Annotated in this window: 13 protein-coding genes and 1 tRNA gene; 5 read left to right on the top strand and 9 right to left on the bottom strand. The window is 66.1% G+C overall.

Going from position 1 to position 16,330, the window contains the following annotated elements; translation table 11 throughout:
* The 8 genes from prfA to H4W26_RS00300 form a co-directional block, all read right to left on the bottom strand.
* The gene (prfA, locus tag H4W26_RS00335) at positions 1–1,083 is read right to left on the bottom strand and encodes a peptide chain release factor 1 (protein ID WP_192591922.1); all 1,083 of its coding nucleotides are present in this window, start codon (positions 1,081–1,083) and stop codon (positions 1–3) included.
* Between the two features lie 143 nt (positions 1,084–1,226).
* Entirely contained in the window at positions 1,227–3,347 is a 2,121-nt protein-coding gene (gene rho / locus H4W26_RS00330) for a transcription termination factor Rho (protein ID WP_192590221.1), read from the bottom strand.
* A 309-nt stretch (positions 3,348–3,656) separates the two neighbouring features.
* Positions 3,657–4,727: a homoserine kinase gene (gene thrB / locus H4W26_RS00325; RefSeq protein ID WP_192590220.1), complete on the bottom strand. Its 1,071-nt coding sequence runs from the start codon at positions 4,725–4,727 to the stop codon at positions 3,657–3,659.
* A 22-nt stretch (positions 4,728–4,749) separates the two neighbouring features.
* Positions 4,750–5,856 carry a threonine synthase gene (thrC, locus tag H4W26_RS00320; protein ID WP_192590219.1) on the bottom strand — a complete coding sequence of 369 codons (1,107 nt, stop codon included), beginning with the start codon at positions 5,854–5,856 and terminating at the stop codon, positions 4,750–4,752.
* A gap of 98 nt (positions 5,857–5,954) precedes the next feature.
* Entirely contained in the window at positions 5,955–7,304 is a 1,350-nt protein-coding gene (locus H4W26_RS00315) for a homoserine dehydrogenase (RefSeq protein ID WP_192590218.1), read from the bottom strand.
* A 56-nt stretch (positions 7,305–7,360) separates the two neighbouring features.
* A complete protein-coding gene (locus H4W26_RS00310; protein ID WP_225939682.1) occupies positions 7,361–8,872 on the bottom strand; it encodes a diaminopimelate decarboxylase family protein in 1,512 nt (503 codons plus the stop codon).
* A gap of 18 nt (positions 8,873–8,890) precedes the next feature.
* Positions 8,891–10,546, bottom strand: coding sequence for an arginine--tRNA ligase (gene argS, locus H4W26_RS00305; protein WP_192590217.1), 1,656 nt, complete (start codon positions 10,544–10,546; stop codon positions 8,891–8,893).
* A gap of 128 nt (positions 10,547–10,674) precedes the next feature.
* On the bottom strand, positions 10,675–11,466 hold the full coding sequence (locus tag H4W26_RS00300) for a LysE family translocator (protein WP_192590216.1): 792 nt from the start codon (positions 11,464–11,466) through the stop codon (positions 10,675–10,677).
* 90 nt (positions 11,467–11,556) lie between these two features.
* Here H4W26_RS00300 and H4W26_RS00295 point away from each other — a divergent pair, with 90 nt between their 5' ends.
* The 5 genes from H4W26_RS00295 to H4W26_RS13575 all read left to right on the top strand — a co-directional run bounded on the left by H4W26_RS00295 (position 11,557) and on the right by H4W26_RS13575 (position 15,803).
* Positions 11,557–12,477: a LysR family transcriptional regulator gene (locus tag H4W26_RS00295; RefSeq protein WP_192590215.1), complete on the top strand. Its 921-nt coding sequence runs from the start codon at positions 11,557–11,559 to the stop codon at positions 12,475–12,477.
* Between the two features lie 33 nt (positions 12,478–12,510).
* Positions 12,511–12,882 (top strand): ArsR/SmtB family transcription factor, encoded by a 372-nt coding sequence (locus tag H4W26_RS00290; RefSeq protein WP_225939540.1) that lies wholly within the window; start codon positions 12,511–12,513, stop codon positions 12,880–12,882.
* A 27-nt stretch (positions 12,883–12,909) separates the two neighbouring features.
* Complete coding sequence (locus H4W26_RS00285) at positions 12,910–13,896, top strand: SRPBCC family protein (RefSeq protein WP_192590213.1); 987 nt, start codon at positions 12,910–12,912, stop codon at positions 13,894–13,896.
* Positions 13,897–14,004: 108 nt separating this feature from the next.
* Positions 14,005–14,649, top strand: coding sequence for an NAD(P)-dependent oxidoreductase (locus H4W26_RS00280; protein ID WP_192590212.1), 645 nt, complete (start codon positions 14,005–14,007; stop codon positions 14,647–14,649).
* A gap of 380 nt (positions 14,650–15,029) precedes the next feature.
* Positions 15,030–15,803, top strand: a complete 774-nt coding sequence (locus H4W26_RS13575; RefSeq protein WP_225939539.1) for an Ltp family lipoprotein — start codon at positions 15,030–15,032, stop codon at positions 15,801–15,803.
* Positions 15,804–16,210: 407 nt separating this feature from the next.
* Here the strand turns inward: H4W26_RS13575 and H4W26_RS00270 are convergent.
* Positions 16,211–16,283: transfer RNA gene (locus H4W26_RS00270), tRNA-Arg, on the bottom strand.
* Positions 16,284–16,330: the final 47 nt, after the last annotated feature.

The raw sequence follows: 16,330 nt of genomic DNA, 5'->3' as shown, positions 1-16,330 counted from the left end.
TCAGCTCTCGGTGTCGTTCAGCGCCGCGAGCCGCTCCTGCTCATCGAGCTGCACGCAGGACTGGATCACGGCCTCGAGGTCTCCGTTGATCACGGTGTCCAGGTTGTAGGCCTTGTACCCGCTGCGGTGATCCGCGATCCGGTTCTCCGGATAGTTATAGGTGCGGATGCGCTCGGACCGATCCATGGTGCGGACCTGGGACTTGCGCACCTGGGCGTTGTCGGCGTCGATCTGTTCCTGCTGGTGCGCAAGGATCCGGGAGCGCAGCACACGCATCGCGGCGTCCTTGTTCTGCAGCTGGGACTTCTCGTTCTGCATGGCCACCACGATCCCGGTGGGCAGGTGGGTGATGCGCACGGCGGAGTCGGTGGTGTTGACCGACTGTCCGCCGGGGCCGGAGGAGCGGTAGACGTCGATCTTGAGATCATTCTGGCTGAGCTCGACCTCCTCCGGCTCATCGACCTCGGGAAGGACAAGCACGCCGGCCGCGGAGGTGTGGATGCGTCCCTGCGATTCCGTCTCAGGCACGCGCTGGACACGGTGCACGCCGCCTTCGAACTTCAGGTGGGCGTAGACGCCGAGGGCCGGATCATTGGTGGAGGACTTGATCGCCATCTGCACGTCCTTATAGCCGCCGGCGTCGGAGGCGGTGGCCGAGAGGATCTCGGTCTTCCAGCCCTTGGACTCGGCGTACCGGGTGTACATGCGCAGCAGGTCTCCGGCGAAGAGTGCCGCCTCGTCCCCGCCAGCACCGCCCTTGACCTCGATGATCACGTTGCGCACATCGTTCTCATCGCGAGGAATGAGCATGCGCAGCAGCTTGGCGGCAGCGGCGTCGAGCTGCTCGGTCAGCGCCGGGATCTCAGCGGCGAACTCTGCGTCCTCCTGGGCGAGTTCCTGGGTGGTGGCGAGGTCCTCGCTGATCCGCTTCCAGTTCTTGTGCGCCTCCGCGACGCCGTTGAGCTGGGCGTAGCGGCGTCCCAGGCGGCGCGCCAGGGACTGGTCGGCGTGGACCTCGGGGTCGGCAAGCTGCTCCTGGAGCTCGGCATGCTCGGCGAGCAGCGTCGAGACGGAGTCGAACATCCGGGCTTTGATCTCTGCGCTCATGGGCGGGTTCTCTCTGTTTCCGTGACTCCCCGATCATGCGGGGCGCGTGCGGACCGGGGTGGTACAGGCAAAGCCCGGGGCGAGCTGATGCTCACCCCGGGCTTGCGCTGTTGAAGCGGCTAGTTGCCTTTGTCTCCGAGCGTGGTCTTGGAGGCAAGCATCAGGAACTCCGCATTGGACTGGGTCTCCTTGAGCTTGTTGATCAGCAGCTCGAGACCCTGCTCCTGCTCGAGTCCGGACAGGACACGTCGCAGCTTCCACATGATCTTGACCTCATCGGGCGAGAGCAGGTTCTCCTCGCGACGAGTGGAGGACTCGTTGACGTTGACGGCGGGGAAGATCCGCTTGTCCGCCAGGCGGCGGGACAGACGCAGCTCCATGTTGCCGGTGCCCTTGAACTCCTCGAAGATGACCTCGTCCATCTTGGACCCGGTCTCCACCAGTGCGGTGGCAAGGATGGTCAGCGAGCCGCCGTTCTCGATGTTGCGCGCAGCACCGAAGAATCGCTTCGGCGGGTAGAGCGCATTGGCGTCGACGCCTCCGGAGAGGATGCGACCCGAGGCCGGGGCGGCGGTGTTGTACGCACGTCCGAGTCGCGTCATGGAGTCCAGCAGCACGACGACGTCCTTGCCCAGCTCCACGAGACGCTTCGCGCGTTCGATCGCCAGTTCGGCGACCGTGGTGTGGTCCTCGGCAGGGCGGTCGAAGGTCGAGGCGATGACCTCGCCGTCGACCGTGCGCTGCATGTCGGTGACCTCCTCGGGGCGCTCGTCGACCAGGACCATCATGAGGTGGACCTCAGGATTGTTGATCTTGATCGAGCTGGCCAGGGCCTGCAGGATGATCGTCTTGCCTGCTTTGGGCGGGGAGACGATGAGCCCGCGCTGACCCTTGCCGATCGGCGAGACGAGGTCGATCACGCGGGGCGCGATGTTCTTCGGGTCGCCTTCCAGGCGCAGCCGGTCCTGCGGGTAGAGCGGAACCAGCTTGCTGAACTCGACCCGGTCGGTGTTGGACTCGGCGGGACGCCCGTTGACGGCATCCAGCTTCACCAGCGCATTGAACTTGGCCCGCTTATTGGGGTTCTCGCCTTCGCGGGGTGCGCGGATGTGGCCGTGGACGGCGTCGCCCTTACGCAGGTTGTGCCGCTTGACCTGGGCGAGCGAGACGTAGACGTCGTTGGGACCGGAGAGGTAGCCCGAGGTGCGCACGAACGCATAGTTGTCGAGCACATCCAGGATGCCTGCCACGGGCACCAGGACGTCATCCTCGGTGACCTCGGTGTCATCCACCTCGGGATCGCGTCCGCGGCGGCGGTTGTTGCGGTCGCCGCGATCATTGCGGTCGTTACGATCGTTGCGGTCATTGCGATCGTTCCGGTTCCGGTTGCGGCGGTTGCGGCGCTCTTCATCGCGGCCACCGTCGTTGCGGTTGTTGTCGCGACCGCCGTCGTTGCGGTTGTTGTCGCGGTTGTTGTCACGACCGCCATCGTTGCGGCTGCTGTTGCGACCACCGCCGTCGTTGCGGTTGTCACCGTTGTTCTCGCGAGTGCCGTCATTGCGGTTGTTGTCGCGATTGCGGCGACCCCGGCCTTCGCCGTCGTTGTCCTGGTCCGCGCCGCTGGACTGCGCGGGGCTGGACTCCTGGCCGTTCTGCTGCTGGGCACCATTGTCGTCACGGTTGCGATTGCGGCGGTTGCGATTGCGTCCGCGGGGCTGACCCTCGCCCGAGTCGTCGGAGCCGCTGTTCTGCGCACCCTGCTGGTCCGCACTGCGGCCCTCGGCGGGGGCCTGATCCGAACGGCCGTTCTCGGTGCTGGTGTTCTGCGCATTCTCGGCGCCGGCGTCGTTCTGCGTCGTTTCGGCCTGCTGGGCCTCCTGCGGTGCGGCATCAGCCTTGGCGCGGCGACGGTTGCGCTTCGGGGCGGCTGGCTCTTCGGCTGCGGCCTTCCCCTCGGTCTGCCCGTTGTCGGCGGACTGGGTGTCGCGGCCTTCGGCGGCCGCCTGGTCCTGCTTCTTGTCCCGTTCGGCGACGGCGCCGCCGCGCTGATGCGAGGAGATGGCCTCCACCAGGGCGGACTTGCGCATGCGGGAGCTTCCAGTGATGCCGAGCTGGGAGGCAAGCGCCTGCAGCTGGGCGAGCTTCAGACCGGCAAGCCCGGAGCTCTTGGCCTCGGGTGCAGCGGACTCGGCCGTTTCGGCGGTCTGAGTCGCAGTGGTCTCAGCGGTGGTTTCTGTCACGAAGGTTCCTTCCCCCTCGTCAGGCAGGCCCGGCGGATGCGCCGTCCTGCGGTGTCTTCAACGGAGCGTCAGAGGTCCGTTGGCTTATTTCTATTTCATCCGCGCATACAACGTTGGGGAGATTTCTTGCGTGGTCCGCGTCCCCGGCGGGGAGTGGGATCACCGCGGGGCTCTGTCGGATCCTTCTCGGTGGAAAGGGCAACAGCCGGCGCACTCAGGAAGAAAGCGCAACTCGCGCGAAGAAACATTCCAATGATTCCTCTGGTTCCATCATGGTGGTCCCGGAGGTCCAGTGTGCGGTGCACATTGTCATTGCGAACGTAATTCCACTGTAGCACCTGTCCCCGCGATGGGCAGGATCCAGGGTGTGAACGCGTGGCCCCGCGCGTCGGGCCCTCCACGCGCGACGATATGCTCCGCTGCACGCTCGGCCTGGGCATCGCCTTCCGCCAGCACCAGGACCGATGGGCCCGCACCGGAGATGACCGCTGCGAACCCGGCAGCGCGCAACGAATCCACCAGAGCCATGGAGCCAGGGAACGCCGGGCGACGTTGTTCCTGATGCAGCGAGTCCTCCGTCGCCTCCCAGAGCAGCTCCGGAGCGGTGGTCAGCGCATGCACGAGCAGGGCCGCCCGAGCTGAGTTGCGCGCCGCGTCGGAGTGCGGCACCTGTGCGGGCAGCAGGTCGCGGGCCACCTGCGTGGACTGCTCGAAGTTGGGCACGGCGACGACGGTGCGCAGCTGCGCGTGCGGGGTCAGTCGAGCGGTCTTGAAGGCTCCCGGCGTCTCAGGGTCCTCCGGGTCGGGCTGCTGCTGCCAGGAGATCGCGACCCCTCCGCGCAGGGCGGGCACATAGTTGTCCGGGTGGCCCTCAATGCGCGAGCCGATCTGCAGCTTCTCATCCTCGGTGAGTCCTTGGGGAAGCAGCGCATCGGCAGTCATGACGGCCGAGGCCACGGCAGAGGCTGAGGATCCGAGTCCTCGGCTGTGCGGGATGTTGTTCTGCGCACGGACCTGCAGATCGGGCAGGCTGTAGCCCTTGGCTGCCAGAATCTTCTCGACCAGGGTCACCACCAGATGCGAGGCATCGCGGGGAAGCGTGGCGGCTCCTTCACCCTCCAGGGAGATCTCGATGCTGGCCTCTGCTTCCGCGCGGGGCGCGGCCTGGACGGTGATCTCGTCATAGAGTCCCAGCGCGAGACCCATGGTGTCGTAGCCGGGACCGAGGTTCGCCGAGGTGGCGGGCACGCTCAGCTGAAACGTCACCGGGGACGTCAGCGGTTCGGCGAGACCGGCCTCCGGGGTCGGCGCACCGGACGCTCGGACAGGCCCCTCAGCGATCGCCTGCTCCGGCGCAAGTCCCTGGCCTAGCTTGTCCATGCTGTTCTGCCCACCCATAGGATCAGAGCCCCAGCTGACGAGCCACAGTCTCCACGTCCTGCGGAACCATGGTCGGCGTGACATCGGAGCCATCGGCGTTCTTCAGCGCCCAGTCGGGGTCCTTGAGGCCGTGCCCGGTCACCGTGATCACGATGGTCTTCTCGGCAGGCACCTCTCCGGCGGAGTGCTTCTTGATCAGCCCGGCCACGCCGGCGGCCGATGCCGGCTCGACGAAGACGCCCTCCTTGGAGGAGAGCCAGCGGTGGGCCGCGAGGATCTCCTCGTCGGTCACCGCTTCGATCACACCCGCAGAGTCATCACGAGCGGCCTCGGCCTTCTCCCAGGAGGCGGGATTGCCGATCCGAATGGCGGTCGCGACCGTCTCCGGCTCGGTGATGGGATGCCCGTTGACGATCGGGGCCGCACCTTCAGCCTGGAAGCCCCACATGATCGGGGTGTGGGTCGCCACCGCGGCCAGCTCCTCACCGCCCTCGACGTGAAGGTTGGTCCAGGGCTGGGAGTACTCCTGGTATCCCTTCCAGTAGGCAGTGATGTTGCCGGCATTGCCCACCGGAAGCAGGTGATAGTCCGGGGCGTCGCCGAGCGCGTCGACGACCTCGAAGGCACCGGTCTTCTGTCCCTCGATGCGAGCGGGATTCACCGAATTCACCAGGAAGACCGGGTAGTTCTCAGAGAGCTTGCGAGCGATGTCGAGGCAGCCGTCGAAGTTGCCGTCCACCTGGATGAGCTCGGCACCGTGGGCCACTGCCTGGGACAGCTTGCCCATCGCGATCTTCCCGGCCGGCACCAGCACGGCGCAGGTCAGTCCGGCCTGGGTCGCGTAGGCGGCGGCAGAGGCCGAGGTGTTTCCGGTGGAGGCGCAGACCACGGCTTTGGCGCCCTCGGCCACCGCGGCGGTCATCGCCATGGTCATGCCGCGATCCTTGAAGGAGCCGGTGGGGTTCATCCCCTCGACCTTGAGATAGACCGTGCCGGAGACCAGTTCGGACAGCGCGGGAGCGTGGACCAGCGGGGTTCCACCCTCCCCCAGGGTGATCACCTGGGTGGAGTCATCGACGGGAAGTCGCTCTGCGTACTCACGGATCACTCCGCGCCATTGGTGCGCCACGTAGGGGTGCTCCTTCGTCTTCGTGCTGCCGGTGTCCTGGCGGCGCCGGTCTGGGCCGCCTCTGGGTTCTGCTCGGTACCGCGCGGCGGTGCCTGGGACTACTGTTCCACCTCGACGCGAAGCACCGAGTTCACCGCGCGGACCACGTCGAGTTCCTTCAGCGTGACCACGGTGTCGTGGAGGTCCTTCTCCCGTGCCAGGTGGGTGACGATCTGCACGACGGCGCCGCGAACTCGCGCGGTGTCGGCGGTGACTTCGCCGTCGATCGAGACGCTGCCGTGCTGGCGCATGGACTCGATGGAGACGTGGTGATCCGCCAGCACGCGGGCCACTTCAGCGATCACGCCTTCGCGATCGGCGACCTCCATGTCGATGTAGTACTGGGTGCGCGCATCGTCCACGGGCAGCGCGCGGACGCTCTGCCAATCACCGTTGCTGTCGGTGGAGGCGGGATGCTCCGGACCGCTGTGCAGGCGGCGTGCCACGGAGACCACGTCTCCCATGATCGCCGAGGAGGTGGGCAGACCGCCCGCCCCCTGGCCGTAGAACATCAGCTCTCCGGCGTTCTCGGCCACCACGAAGACGGCGTTGAACGCGCCGCGCACGCTCGAGAGCGGATGGGTGCGGGGCAGCAGGGTGGGATGGACGCGGAGGATCGCGCCGTCGTCGTTCTTCTCCACGATGGCCAGCAGCTTGATCACATAGCCGGAGGCGGCGGCGGCCTCGATATCGGCTGCGGACACCGCAGTGATGCCCTCGCAGTAGACGTCGTCGATGCTGAACGGGGCATGGAAGGCCAGTGCGCCGAGGATCGCCGCCTTCGCGGCGGCGTCGTGACCTTCGACATCGGCCGTGGGATCGGACTCGGCGTAGCCCAGGCGCTGAGCCTCGGCCAGCGCGTCGTCGAAGGCTGCTCCCGTGGAGTCCATCTGGTCGAGGATGTAGTTGGTGGTGCCGTTGACGATGCCCATCACCTTGGTGATGCGGTCACCGGAGAGCGATTCCTGGATCGGGCGCAGGATCGGGATCGCGCCGCCCACAGAGGCTTCGAAGCGCAGCAGCGCGCCGGATTCGGCGGCGAACTGGCTGAGCTCTCCCCCGCGGACCGCGAGCAGCGCCTTGTTGCCGGTGACCACGGCGGTCCCGGCGCGCAGCGCGCGTTCCACCAGTGCGCCGGCGGGCTCGAGGCCGCCCATGAGCTCGATGATCATGTCCGCCTCGTCCACCAGCGCCTCGGCATCGGTGGTCAGCAGCTCGCCGGGGATCTTCCAGTCACGCGGGGCCTGCACATCGCGGACCGCGACTCCGATCAGCTTGATCGGCGCGCCCACGCGGGAGGAGATGAGCTCGCGCTCCTCGACAAGGGTGCGTGCCACCTGGGCGCCCACATTCCCTGCGCCGAGCAGCCCGATCTTCAGCGGCTCGACGCTGGTGCTCGAGTTGGACATCTTGACCTCAATCTCTTGTGCCTGCACGGTCCCCGGCGGTCTGCGCGTGCTGTGTCTCAGTCGGCGGCAAAGCCGGTGTCGCGCCCGAGCATGTCCTGCTCGGTCTCCCGGCGGATGAGCACCTGGGATTCGCCGTTGTGCACGGCGACCACGGCTGGTCGAGTCAGGTAGTTGTAGTTGCTCGACAGCGAGTGGCAATACGCTCCGGTGGCGGGAACGGCAAGGAGATCATCCCGGGCCGTCGCCGTCGGCAAGTATACGTTTCGCACCACGATGTCGCCCGACTCGCAGTGTTTGCCCACGATGCGAGACAGTGCGTGTTCTCCGGTCACGCGACGGCCGGCCAGCACGGCGGAATACTCGGCGTCGTAGAGGACCCCGCGGGCGTTGTCGCTCATGCCGCCGTCCACGGCGACATAGCGCCGTGAGGTGGTCGATCCGTCGGGGGCTTCGACCGGCACGTTCTTCTGCACGCCCACGCGGTAGAGGGTGACTCCGGCCGGCCCGACGATGGCGCGGCCGGGCTCGATGGAGATCCGAGGCACGCGGAGGTCCTCCGCGGCGCAGGCCTGCTTCACCGTGGCGGCCAGCGCCTCGGCGATCGCTTCGGGGTGCCGGGGCGCGTCGGCCTCGGTATAGGCGATGCCGTGGCCGCCGCCGAGGTCCAGCTCGGGAAGCTCGACCCCGTAAGTGGTCCGCAGACTCGCCAGGAAGCTGATCAGCTTGCTCGCTGCCAGTTCGAATCCGGTGGGCTCGAAGATCTGTGAGCCGATGTGGGCATGGAGCCCGCGCAGCTCGACGCCGGGAAGCTGAAGTGCGCGGGTCGCGGCGGTCCAGGCCGGGGAGCCGAGATAGGGGTTGGTCTCTCCCGGCTCGGGCGCGCTGGCCTCGGCGTCTTCCAGGTCCAGGGCCGGCGTGAGCGAGAGCCCGAACTTCTGGTCCTCGTGCGCGGTGGCGATGTACTCATGGGTCGAGGCGTGGACCCCGGGTGTGAGTCGAAGCATCACCGGGGCACGCGTTCCGGCGGCGACCGCGAGGGCGGAGATGCGCTCGAGCTCGTCGAGGGAGTCGGCGATGATTCGCCCGATGCCGGCATCCAGCGCGCGCTGGATCTCGCCGTCGGACTTGTTGTTTCCATGGAGGCCGATGTGCTGCGGCGGCACTCCCCCGGCCAGTGCCAGCGCGAGTTCGCCACCGGAGGCGGTATCGACGCAGAGTCCCTCTTGGGTCGCCCAGCGCGCCACGTGGGTGCTCAGGAAGGCCTTGCCGGCATAGAAGACGTCGACCTCCGTCTCGGGGGCGAAGGCCGCAGCGAAGGCCTCCCGGAAGCTGCGGGCGCGGGCGCGAAAATCTGCCTCGGAGAGCACATACAGCGGGGTGCCGTGCTGCTGGGCCAGGGTCTCGACGTCCGCCCCACTGATGACCAGGCGCCCTTCGACGTCGCGATGGGTGTCCGCCGGGAACAGCGCGGCCTCGAGGTCATCGGTGTCCCGGCGAGGGCTGAGCCAGGCGGGAGCCAGCGGATGCTTGCGCAGGGGTGTGGAGGAGGTGGTGTCCGTGGAGGGCAGGTCAGGGGTGATGGCGGCTCACATCCTTTCGGGTGCGGTGACGCCGAGCAGCGCCAGACCGTTGCGCAGCACCTGGGCGGTGGCGTCATTGAGCCAGAGCCGGGTGCGATTGAGGTCGGTGACAGGATCCTGGACGCCGTCGGGGCTGACGCTCGGCGCGACGCGGCAGACGGCGTACCAGCCGTGATAGGCGCTTGCCAGCGACTCCAGGTAGCGGGCGACCCGGTGCGGTTCGCGCAGCTCTGCGGCGGAGGCCACCACGGAGGTGAAGCGGCCCAGCTGGGAGAGCAGCTCCTCCTCGGTCTCATGGGTCAGCAGTCCGGCGTCGAAGGATTCACGGTCCACGCCGGCAGCCTCGGCGTTGCGGGCCGCGTTGCGAGAGCGGGCGTGGGCGTACTGGACGTAGAACACCGGGTTGTCGTTGGTCCGCGACTGCAGCAGCTCAGGGTCCACGTCGATCGGGGAATCGGCCGGGAAGCGGGCCAGCGTGTAGCGCAGCGCATCGGTGCCCAGCCAGTTGATCAGGTCGCTGAGTTCGATGATGTTGCCGGCGCGCTTGGAGAGCTTGGCGCCCCGGATCGACATGAGCTGCCCGATCAGCACCTCGATGTTGCGCTGGGGATCGTCTCCGGCGCAGGCCGCAATGGCCTTGAGCCGGGAGACATAGCCGTGGTGATCCGCGCCGAGGAGGTAGATCTTCTCGGTGAAGCCACGCTCGCGCTTGGAGAGGTAGTAGGCGGCGTCGGCGGCGAAGTAGGTGGGCTCGCCGTCGGCCTTGAAGAGCACCCGGTCCTTGTCATCGCCGAAGTCCGAGGTGCGCAGCCAGACGGCGCCGTCGCGGTCCTCGATGTGACCCTGCTCGCGCAGCGTCTCGATGGCGGTGGCAACCTTGCCGTCGGCATGCAGGGACTGCTCGGAGAAGAAGACATCGAAGTGGACCCCGAAGGCTTCCAGGGTGTCCTTGATCTGGCCCATCTGCGCCTGATAGCCCAGTTCCCGCACGATCGGCAGCGCTTCCTCTCGCGGCATGTCCTTGACGTCCGGGCGGGCGGCGAGGATCTCCTCGGCCAGCTCGATCACATAGGCGCCGGGGTAGCCGCCCTGCGGCACGTCCTCCCCATGGATCCGGGAGAGCACCGAGTGGCCGAAGACGTTCATCTGATTGCCGGCGTCGTTGATGTAGTACTCGTTGGCGACCTCGGCTCCCGAGGCCCGCAGCAGCCGACCGATGGCATCGCCCAGGGCGGCCCAGCGGGTGTGCCCGATGTGCAGCGGCCCGGTCGGGTTCGCCGAGACGAACTCGATGTTGACCGTGCGCCCGGCCAGGGCATCGTTGTGCCCGAAGGTGTCCCCGGCCTCCACGATGGTGCGCGCCAGCAGACCCGCGGCGGCGGCCTCCACCGTGATGTTGATGAACCCGGGACCCGCGATCTCGATGCGCTCCACGCCGGAGACCTGTTCCAGGCGTGCGGCGAGGATCTCGGCGAACTGGCGCGGGGCCATGCCGGCCTTCTTGGCCAGCTGCAGGGAGATCGCGGTGGACCAGTCCCCGTGCTCGCGATTCTTAGGGCGTTCGACGACGACGGTCTCGGGGAGGTCGACGCTCAGCTCACCGGCTTCGACAGCTTCGGCGAGCACGCTCTTGACAACGGCGGAGAGTTCTTCAGGAGTCACCGGAACAGTCTACGGGGTATGCCCCATCGGCCTCATTCGCCCGTCCCGATCATCTGTTGGGCGAGAATCGTCGGAATAACCGCGCGACGGCGCCCCAGAACGACGATTTCTGCCCAATGGATCTGATGTCAGGCGAGAAGGCCCAGCACTCCGGTGACGCTGAGGTAGATGCCCAGCCCGGCGAGGATCACGCCGCTGCCCATCTCGATCCGCCCGGTGACAACCGGATTGGAGAGCCAGGTATTCGCCGCATCGACCAGCAGGACGACGCCGACCAGGAAGATCAGCATGCTCATCGCGACGGTTCCGCCCAGCACACCGATCGCGAAGGCCGGTGACGCTCCGACCGGCGTGAACTGGGGGAAGAGAGCCAGGAAGAACAGGCCCACCTTGGGGTTGGTCATGCAGCTGGCCAGTCCGATCAGGAACGTGCCGCGGAAGGTCGTCGCGCCGCGCCGGGCTCGCGGCTGTGCGGCGGCCGCGCCGCGCGAACCGGAGGTGCCACCCGAGCCGCTCGAGCCGCTCGCCCCACCCGCGCCGGAGCCTCCCGGGGCAACCTCGGGCGCCTGCGGGTCATAGGGTCCGCCCACCAGGGCGGGAACGCCTGCCGTCGTGCGCACGCGGGACTTGAGCAGAATCCGGGCGCTGCGCATGGCCCGCACCCCGAGGAAGATGACGTAGAGCCCGCCGATCAGGCTCAGCAGTTCATAAGCGATCGGTGACGCCTGAAACAGCGTCGCCAGACCCGTGGCCGCGAGCGCCGCCCACACCAGTGCCGCCACGGAGGATCCGGTGGCCGCACCCAGTCCCGCGCGGCGAGACACGAGCGCGTTGCGCAGAGAAAGCATCGTGTCCTGGCCCGGGGTGACCGCCAGGACTGCAGACACGGCGAGCAGAGCGAGGTAGCTGGAGAGCGTCATGCATCCATCCTGATCGAGACGACTAGTCAGAACAAGCAGATAAAACCTAACGACTGTTCGTCACTGCCGAATCCGCGGCATACTGGTCGCATGTTGAATCCCCACCGGTTGCGCGTGCTGCAATCAGTCATCGCCACCGGCTCCATCCAGGGCGCTGCACGCAGTCTGCACTACTCCCCTGCCACTGTGAGTCAGCACATGAACACGCTCAGCCAGGAGACGGGACTGACGCTGTTTGAACGCACCGGACGGGGACTTCGCCCGACCCAGGCTGGCCTGTCTCTGGCAGAGGGCAGCACCGGCGTCCTTCAGGGGCTCGACGAACTGGACCGCCTCGTGCAGAGCCTGCGTCATGGACACTCCCAGCATCTGGTGATCGCCAGCTTCACTTCGGCGGCCAAGGAGTGGCTTCCTCGCGTGGTGGCCACTCTTCGGTCCAGCGAACCGGAGTTGACGGTGCAGATCAGCCTCAATGAGCCCTATACCGAAAAGACCAGCAATGCGGTGGACATCGACATCCGCAATGAGTCCCCGCTGGAACCAGAAGAGCATTTCGAGGGCTACCTGCGCCACCGCTTGCGGGACGAGGACTTCGCCGTCGTCCTGCCTGCCGGTCACCCGCTCTGCGCGACGGAGGTCGTGGAGGTCCACCAGCTCGCGGACCAGATGTGGGTCGATCATGACATCAAAGACAGCCCCAATGGGCGCATGATCCGAACCGCTTGCCAGGCGGCTGGCTTCGTGCCCCAGTTCGCCGCCCGGCTCGATGACCACACTGCGGCGCTCGCACTGGTGGCTGCCGGACTGGGGATCACCGTCCTCCCCCACCTGGCGCTGCGCGACCTCCCCTCCGGAACCGTGCTGCGCCCGCTGCGCAACCCCGCCGTGACGCGCCGAATCGTGGCGCATGTCAGGCAGGATCACGCGGCTGATCCACTGGTGGCCGCCGCGCTGGAGATCCTGCGCCGAGAATCTCAAGATTTACAGAACGGGTCACTCGAGAACCCTTGACCCGGGGCAGGCGCAGGCCTAATGTACAACCAAATGGTTATGCATCATGGTCAGTCTCCGACCTACGGTGACACCCAGGTGGACCGGATCTTCCGGGCGCTGGCCGACGCCACCCGCAGGGACATCGTGAGACGCACGCTGGGTGAAGAGGCCACGGTCTCCGCCCTGGCGGCGCTCTACGAGATGTCCTTCGCCGCCGTGCAGAAGCACGTCAGCGTCCTTGAAGCCGCCGATCTGGTCATCAAGCGCCAACAGGGGCGTGAACGGCTGGTTCGCGGAAACCCCGACACTCTTCGCGCGGCCCAGACTCTGCTGGATGACTTCGAACTCATCTGGCGTGGCCGCATCTCTCGCCTGGACGCCCTCCTGGAGGAAGGCCCAGGCGATCCAACCAGTAAGCCGTGAGCAGCACAGAGACGAAGAAGGCCCGACATGCCCATCACCTCAGTCACCAAGGACAGCGATGCACTGACCATGACCGTGGTCGCCGATTTTCCGGTCACGGTCCAGCGGCTCTGGGACGCCTACGCGGACCCGCGCCAGCTGGAGAAGTTCTGGGGGCCACCCGAGTGGCCCGCCACGTTCTCCCGGCACGATCTGTTTCCCGGGGGGCGCTCCCACTATTGGATGACCGGCCCGGACGGGACCCGGTCGGCGGGCTACTGGGAGTTTCTCGCAGTGGACCCTGGACGCTCTTTTGAAGTCACGGACGGCTTCGCGGACGAGCACTGGGCGCCAAGCCAGGAGATGCCCAACATGCGGATGCGGCTGACCTTCGATGAGACGTCCGACGGCGCGCGCGTCACCACCACCACATGGTTCAACTCCGCTGCGGACTACCAGCAGCTGATCGAGATGGGCATGGAAGAGGGCATGAGCGCTGCCATGGGGCAGATCGACGAGGTGCTGGAGGACCTCTCCTTCTTCGCAAGCGGCAAGGGGGTCGAGACCCAGGTGCTCAGCGAGACCCAGGTGCGGTTCACGCGCATCATTCGAGGCACGCCGGAACAGGTTCGGCAGGCCCACCGTGATCCGGAGCTGCTGCGCAGATGGCTGCTGGGACCGGACGGTTGGCGGATGTCGGACTGCCAGGTCGCGCATAAGGTCGGGGACTCCTACCGCTTCGCCTGGGAGAAGGAAGAGGACGGCTCGGATGGCTTCGCGCTGTACGGCGAGCTCAAGGAGCTGGACGAACCCCACCGCGAAGTCACCACGGAGTCCATGGAGGGCGTCCCCGGGGAACCGAACCTCAACGAACAGACGCTGCGACCGATCGACGGCGGCACCTTGCTCACGCTGGTCATCACTTATCCGAACGCGGAGGTCCGGGACATGATCCTGAACACCGGGATGACCGACGGCATGGAGACCAGCTATGTGCGGCTGGAGGAGGTGTTGTCCGCTTCCTCGCGCAGCTAGCGAAAGCACCCGGCGGCCGGGAAGTGATGCGAGTCGATTCGTGTTGTCAGTGACCAGATGCGCCGGCAGCACGCCGGCGCCACTGACGACCGATCGAAGGAGCATCACATGTCACACATCACGGTTCTGGGCGGCACAGGCTACGCAGGCTCACACATTGCTGCCGAGGCTGCGTCCCGTGGCCACGACGTCGTCGCCGTCTCTCGTCACGCACCGGAGAACCCGATTGAGGGCGTGAACTACGTGACCGGCGATGCGACGAGCCGGGAGCTGCTCACAGACCTGGTCTCCAAGACGGATGTGGTGCTCCTGTCGCTGGCGCCGCGCGGTGAGATGCTCGGCAAGGTGATCCAGGTGGCCGCTGTCCTGATCCCGCTCGCGGCTCAGCATGGCGTGCGGGTGGGCGTGCTCGGCGGCGCCGGCTCGCTGAAGGTTTCCGAAGACGGCCCACGGCTGATTGACACCGACGCCTTCCCCGCTGAGTTCAAGCCCGAGTCCATCGAGATGATCGAGGTGCTCGAGGATCTGCGAGCTGCCGATGAGTCGCTGGAGTGGTTCTACATCAGCCCTGCCGCTGGCTTCGGCGGCTATAACCCGGGCGAGCGCAAGGGAACGTACCGCACCGGCAGCGATGTGCTGATCAACGACGACGCCGGCAATTCCGACCTCTCCGGAGCGGACCTGGGCATCGCGTTCATCGACGAGGTGGAGAAGCCCAAGCACCGGAATGAGCGCTTCGCTGTGGCGTACTGAGCCTGTGCAGTCCCGCAGTCACGCGCGGTGGACGCAGGTTAGCCTCGCGCAGGGTCGGCACCTCGCTGAGGTTGCCTACCGAGCGGAACGCGCTGGAATCCAGGGAGTTCCCTATCTCAAGCCACACCAAGAGTGGTGATGGGATTAGCCGAGCGGACTTAATCGGTTTGCACCGCCGCGTCGATTATTTGATCCAGAGTCACTGTCTGTATAGGTCGCCTCCTTCATTCCAATGCGAGGGCTGTCAGAACGCACGGATGCACCATGAACACGTGGCATCAGATACCAATTTCTCATTACCGTTAGCTCGGACACCCCTGGCAAGAAACCCCTTCATAAGGCAGTATTGAAGGCTCGTTCATTCACACCTGAGGGGAATCATGTCTACACCAACATATAATCAGCCCCCCTATCCAGATCAGCAGTCTTCTCCTGCCCCTGGAAAGGGACTGGGCATCGCTGCAATGGTGCTGGGTATCGTCGCCCTGGTGCTCGCCTTCATCCCCGTGATCGCTGCAGTCAGCTTCCTGCTTGGTCCGCTGGCTGTGATCCTGGGCATCGTGGCGTTTATCAAGCGCCGCGGGCGCGGACAGGGCCTCGCCGGCATCATCACGGGCGCCATTGCTGTCGTCGTGGCAATCATTGGATTCCTCATCGCAAGTGCGTTCTTCAGCGCCGTGGACGAGGAGATGCAGAACCAGGATTCGGCGACTACCGAGCAGACGGAGAGCTCCTCGGAACCTGAAGAGTCTGCCGGTGCCGAACCCTCTGAAAGTGCAGCAGAGGAAGAGCCCGAGGCTGTCGAGGAGGAAGCAGATCGGACCGAAGAAGATCTAGCGGAAGAGGTCGAAGAGGAAGCTCCGGAGACCAGCAGCGGACAGGACAACGCGCTCGCGTCTGCCGAGTCTTACCTCAGCTTCTCTGGCTTCTCCCGCTCGGGCCTCGTTGAACAACTGGAGTTTGAAGGTTACTCCACCGAAGAGGCTGAGTATGCCGTAGAAAATGTGGACGCCGACTGGAATGAGCAGGCCGTCCGCTCGGCAGAGTCATACCTGGAGTACAGCTCCTTCTCGCTTCAGGGCTTGATCGACCAGCTCGTATTCGAAGGTTACACGCAGGAACAGGCCGAGTACGGAGCCAACCAGGCGTACTGACTAGCTGCAACGTGCGTGGCCCCGTCCAGGACGCTTCCTGGGCGGGGCTTCACTTTTCCTGACCCAGGAAAAACCCTCGACGCCGAACCGAACTCTCGCAACCGGATGAGTGCACAAGAAGAACAATCACTCGTCGGGAATCCAGTGGCCAGGTGCGGCCGGGCACTCTCTGGTGTAACGTAGATCACCTAGCCCTCCCCCTGAGGACTAGCGCGGCCCGTCTGGTGAGTTGTCCCAGACGGGCTTTCTTGTGGTCATGTACCGTCCGTGGACGCCCGCCCCACGACTGGGCCTTGAGGAACTCACCAACTGGAGACACCGAGCCGGTTTCGGGGCCGCCAAAAGCGGACACAAAAAGGTCCGCATCCCTGCAGAAGCAAGAATGCGGACCCTTTTACCTCGTACTGTGCCCCCGGCGGGAATCGAACCCACGACCTTTGGTACCGGAAACCAACGCTCTATCCCCTGAGCTACGGAGGCCCGCCAGCTCTGCAATTCGAGGAAGCTGGTTCCTCGAGCAACTGACC

The sequence above is a fragment of the Nesterenkonia halotolerans genome (assembly GCF_014874065.1).
Taxonomy (GTDB): Bacteria; Actinomycetota; Actinomycetes; order Actinomycetales; family Micrococcaceae; genus Nesterenkonia; species Nesterenkonia halotolerans.
Note: the sequence above shows the minus strand (reverse complement) of the source record. Positions and strands in the feature narration are given on the sequence as shown.

Excerpts from the sequence above, each read along its gene's own strand:
- prfA (WP_192591922.1), bottom strand. The coding sequence starts at position 1,083 with ATGTTCGACTCCGTCTCGACGCTGCTCGCCGAGCATGCCGAGCTCCAG.
- thrB (WP_192590220.1), bottom strand. The coding sequence starts at position 4,727 with ATGGACAAGCTAGGCCAGGGACTTGCGCCGGAGCAGGCGATCGCTGAG.
- H4W26_RS00315 (WP_192590218.1), bottom strand. The coding sequence starts at position 7,304 with ATGTCCAACTCGAGCACCAGCGTCGAGCCGCTGAAGATCGGGCTGCTC.
- H4W26_RS00300 (WP_192590216.1), bottom strand. The coding sequence starts at position 11,466 with ATGACGCTCTCCAGCTACCTCGCTCTGCTCGCCGTGTCTGCAGTCCTG.
- H4W26_RS00295 (WP_192590215.1), top strand. The coding sequence starts at position 11,557 with ATGTTGAATCCCCACCGGTTGCGCGTGCTGCAATCAGTCATCGCCACC.
- H4W26_RS00290 (WP_225939540.1), top strand. The coding sequence starts at position 12,511 with ATGGTTATGCATCATGGTCAGTCTCCGACCTACGGTGACACCCAGGTG.
- H4W26_RS00285 (WP_192590213.1), top strand. The coding sequence starts at position 12,910 with ATGCCCATCACCTCAGTCACCAAGGACAGCGATGCACTGACCATGACC.
- H4W26_RS00280 (WP_192590212.1), top strand. The coding sequence starts at position 14,005 with ATGTCACACATCACGGTTCTGGGCGGCACAGGCTACGCAGGCTCACAC.
- H4W26_RS13575 (WP_225939539.1), top strand. The coding sequence starts at position 15,030 with ATGTCTACACCAACATATAATCAGCCCCCCTATCCAGATCAGCAGTCT.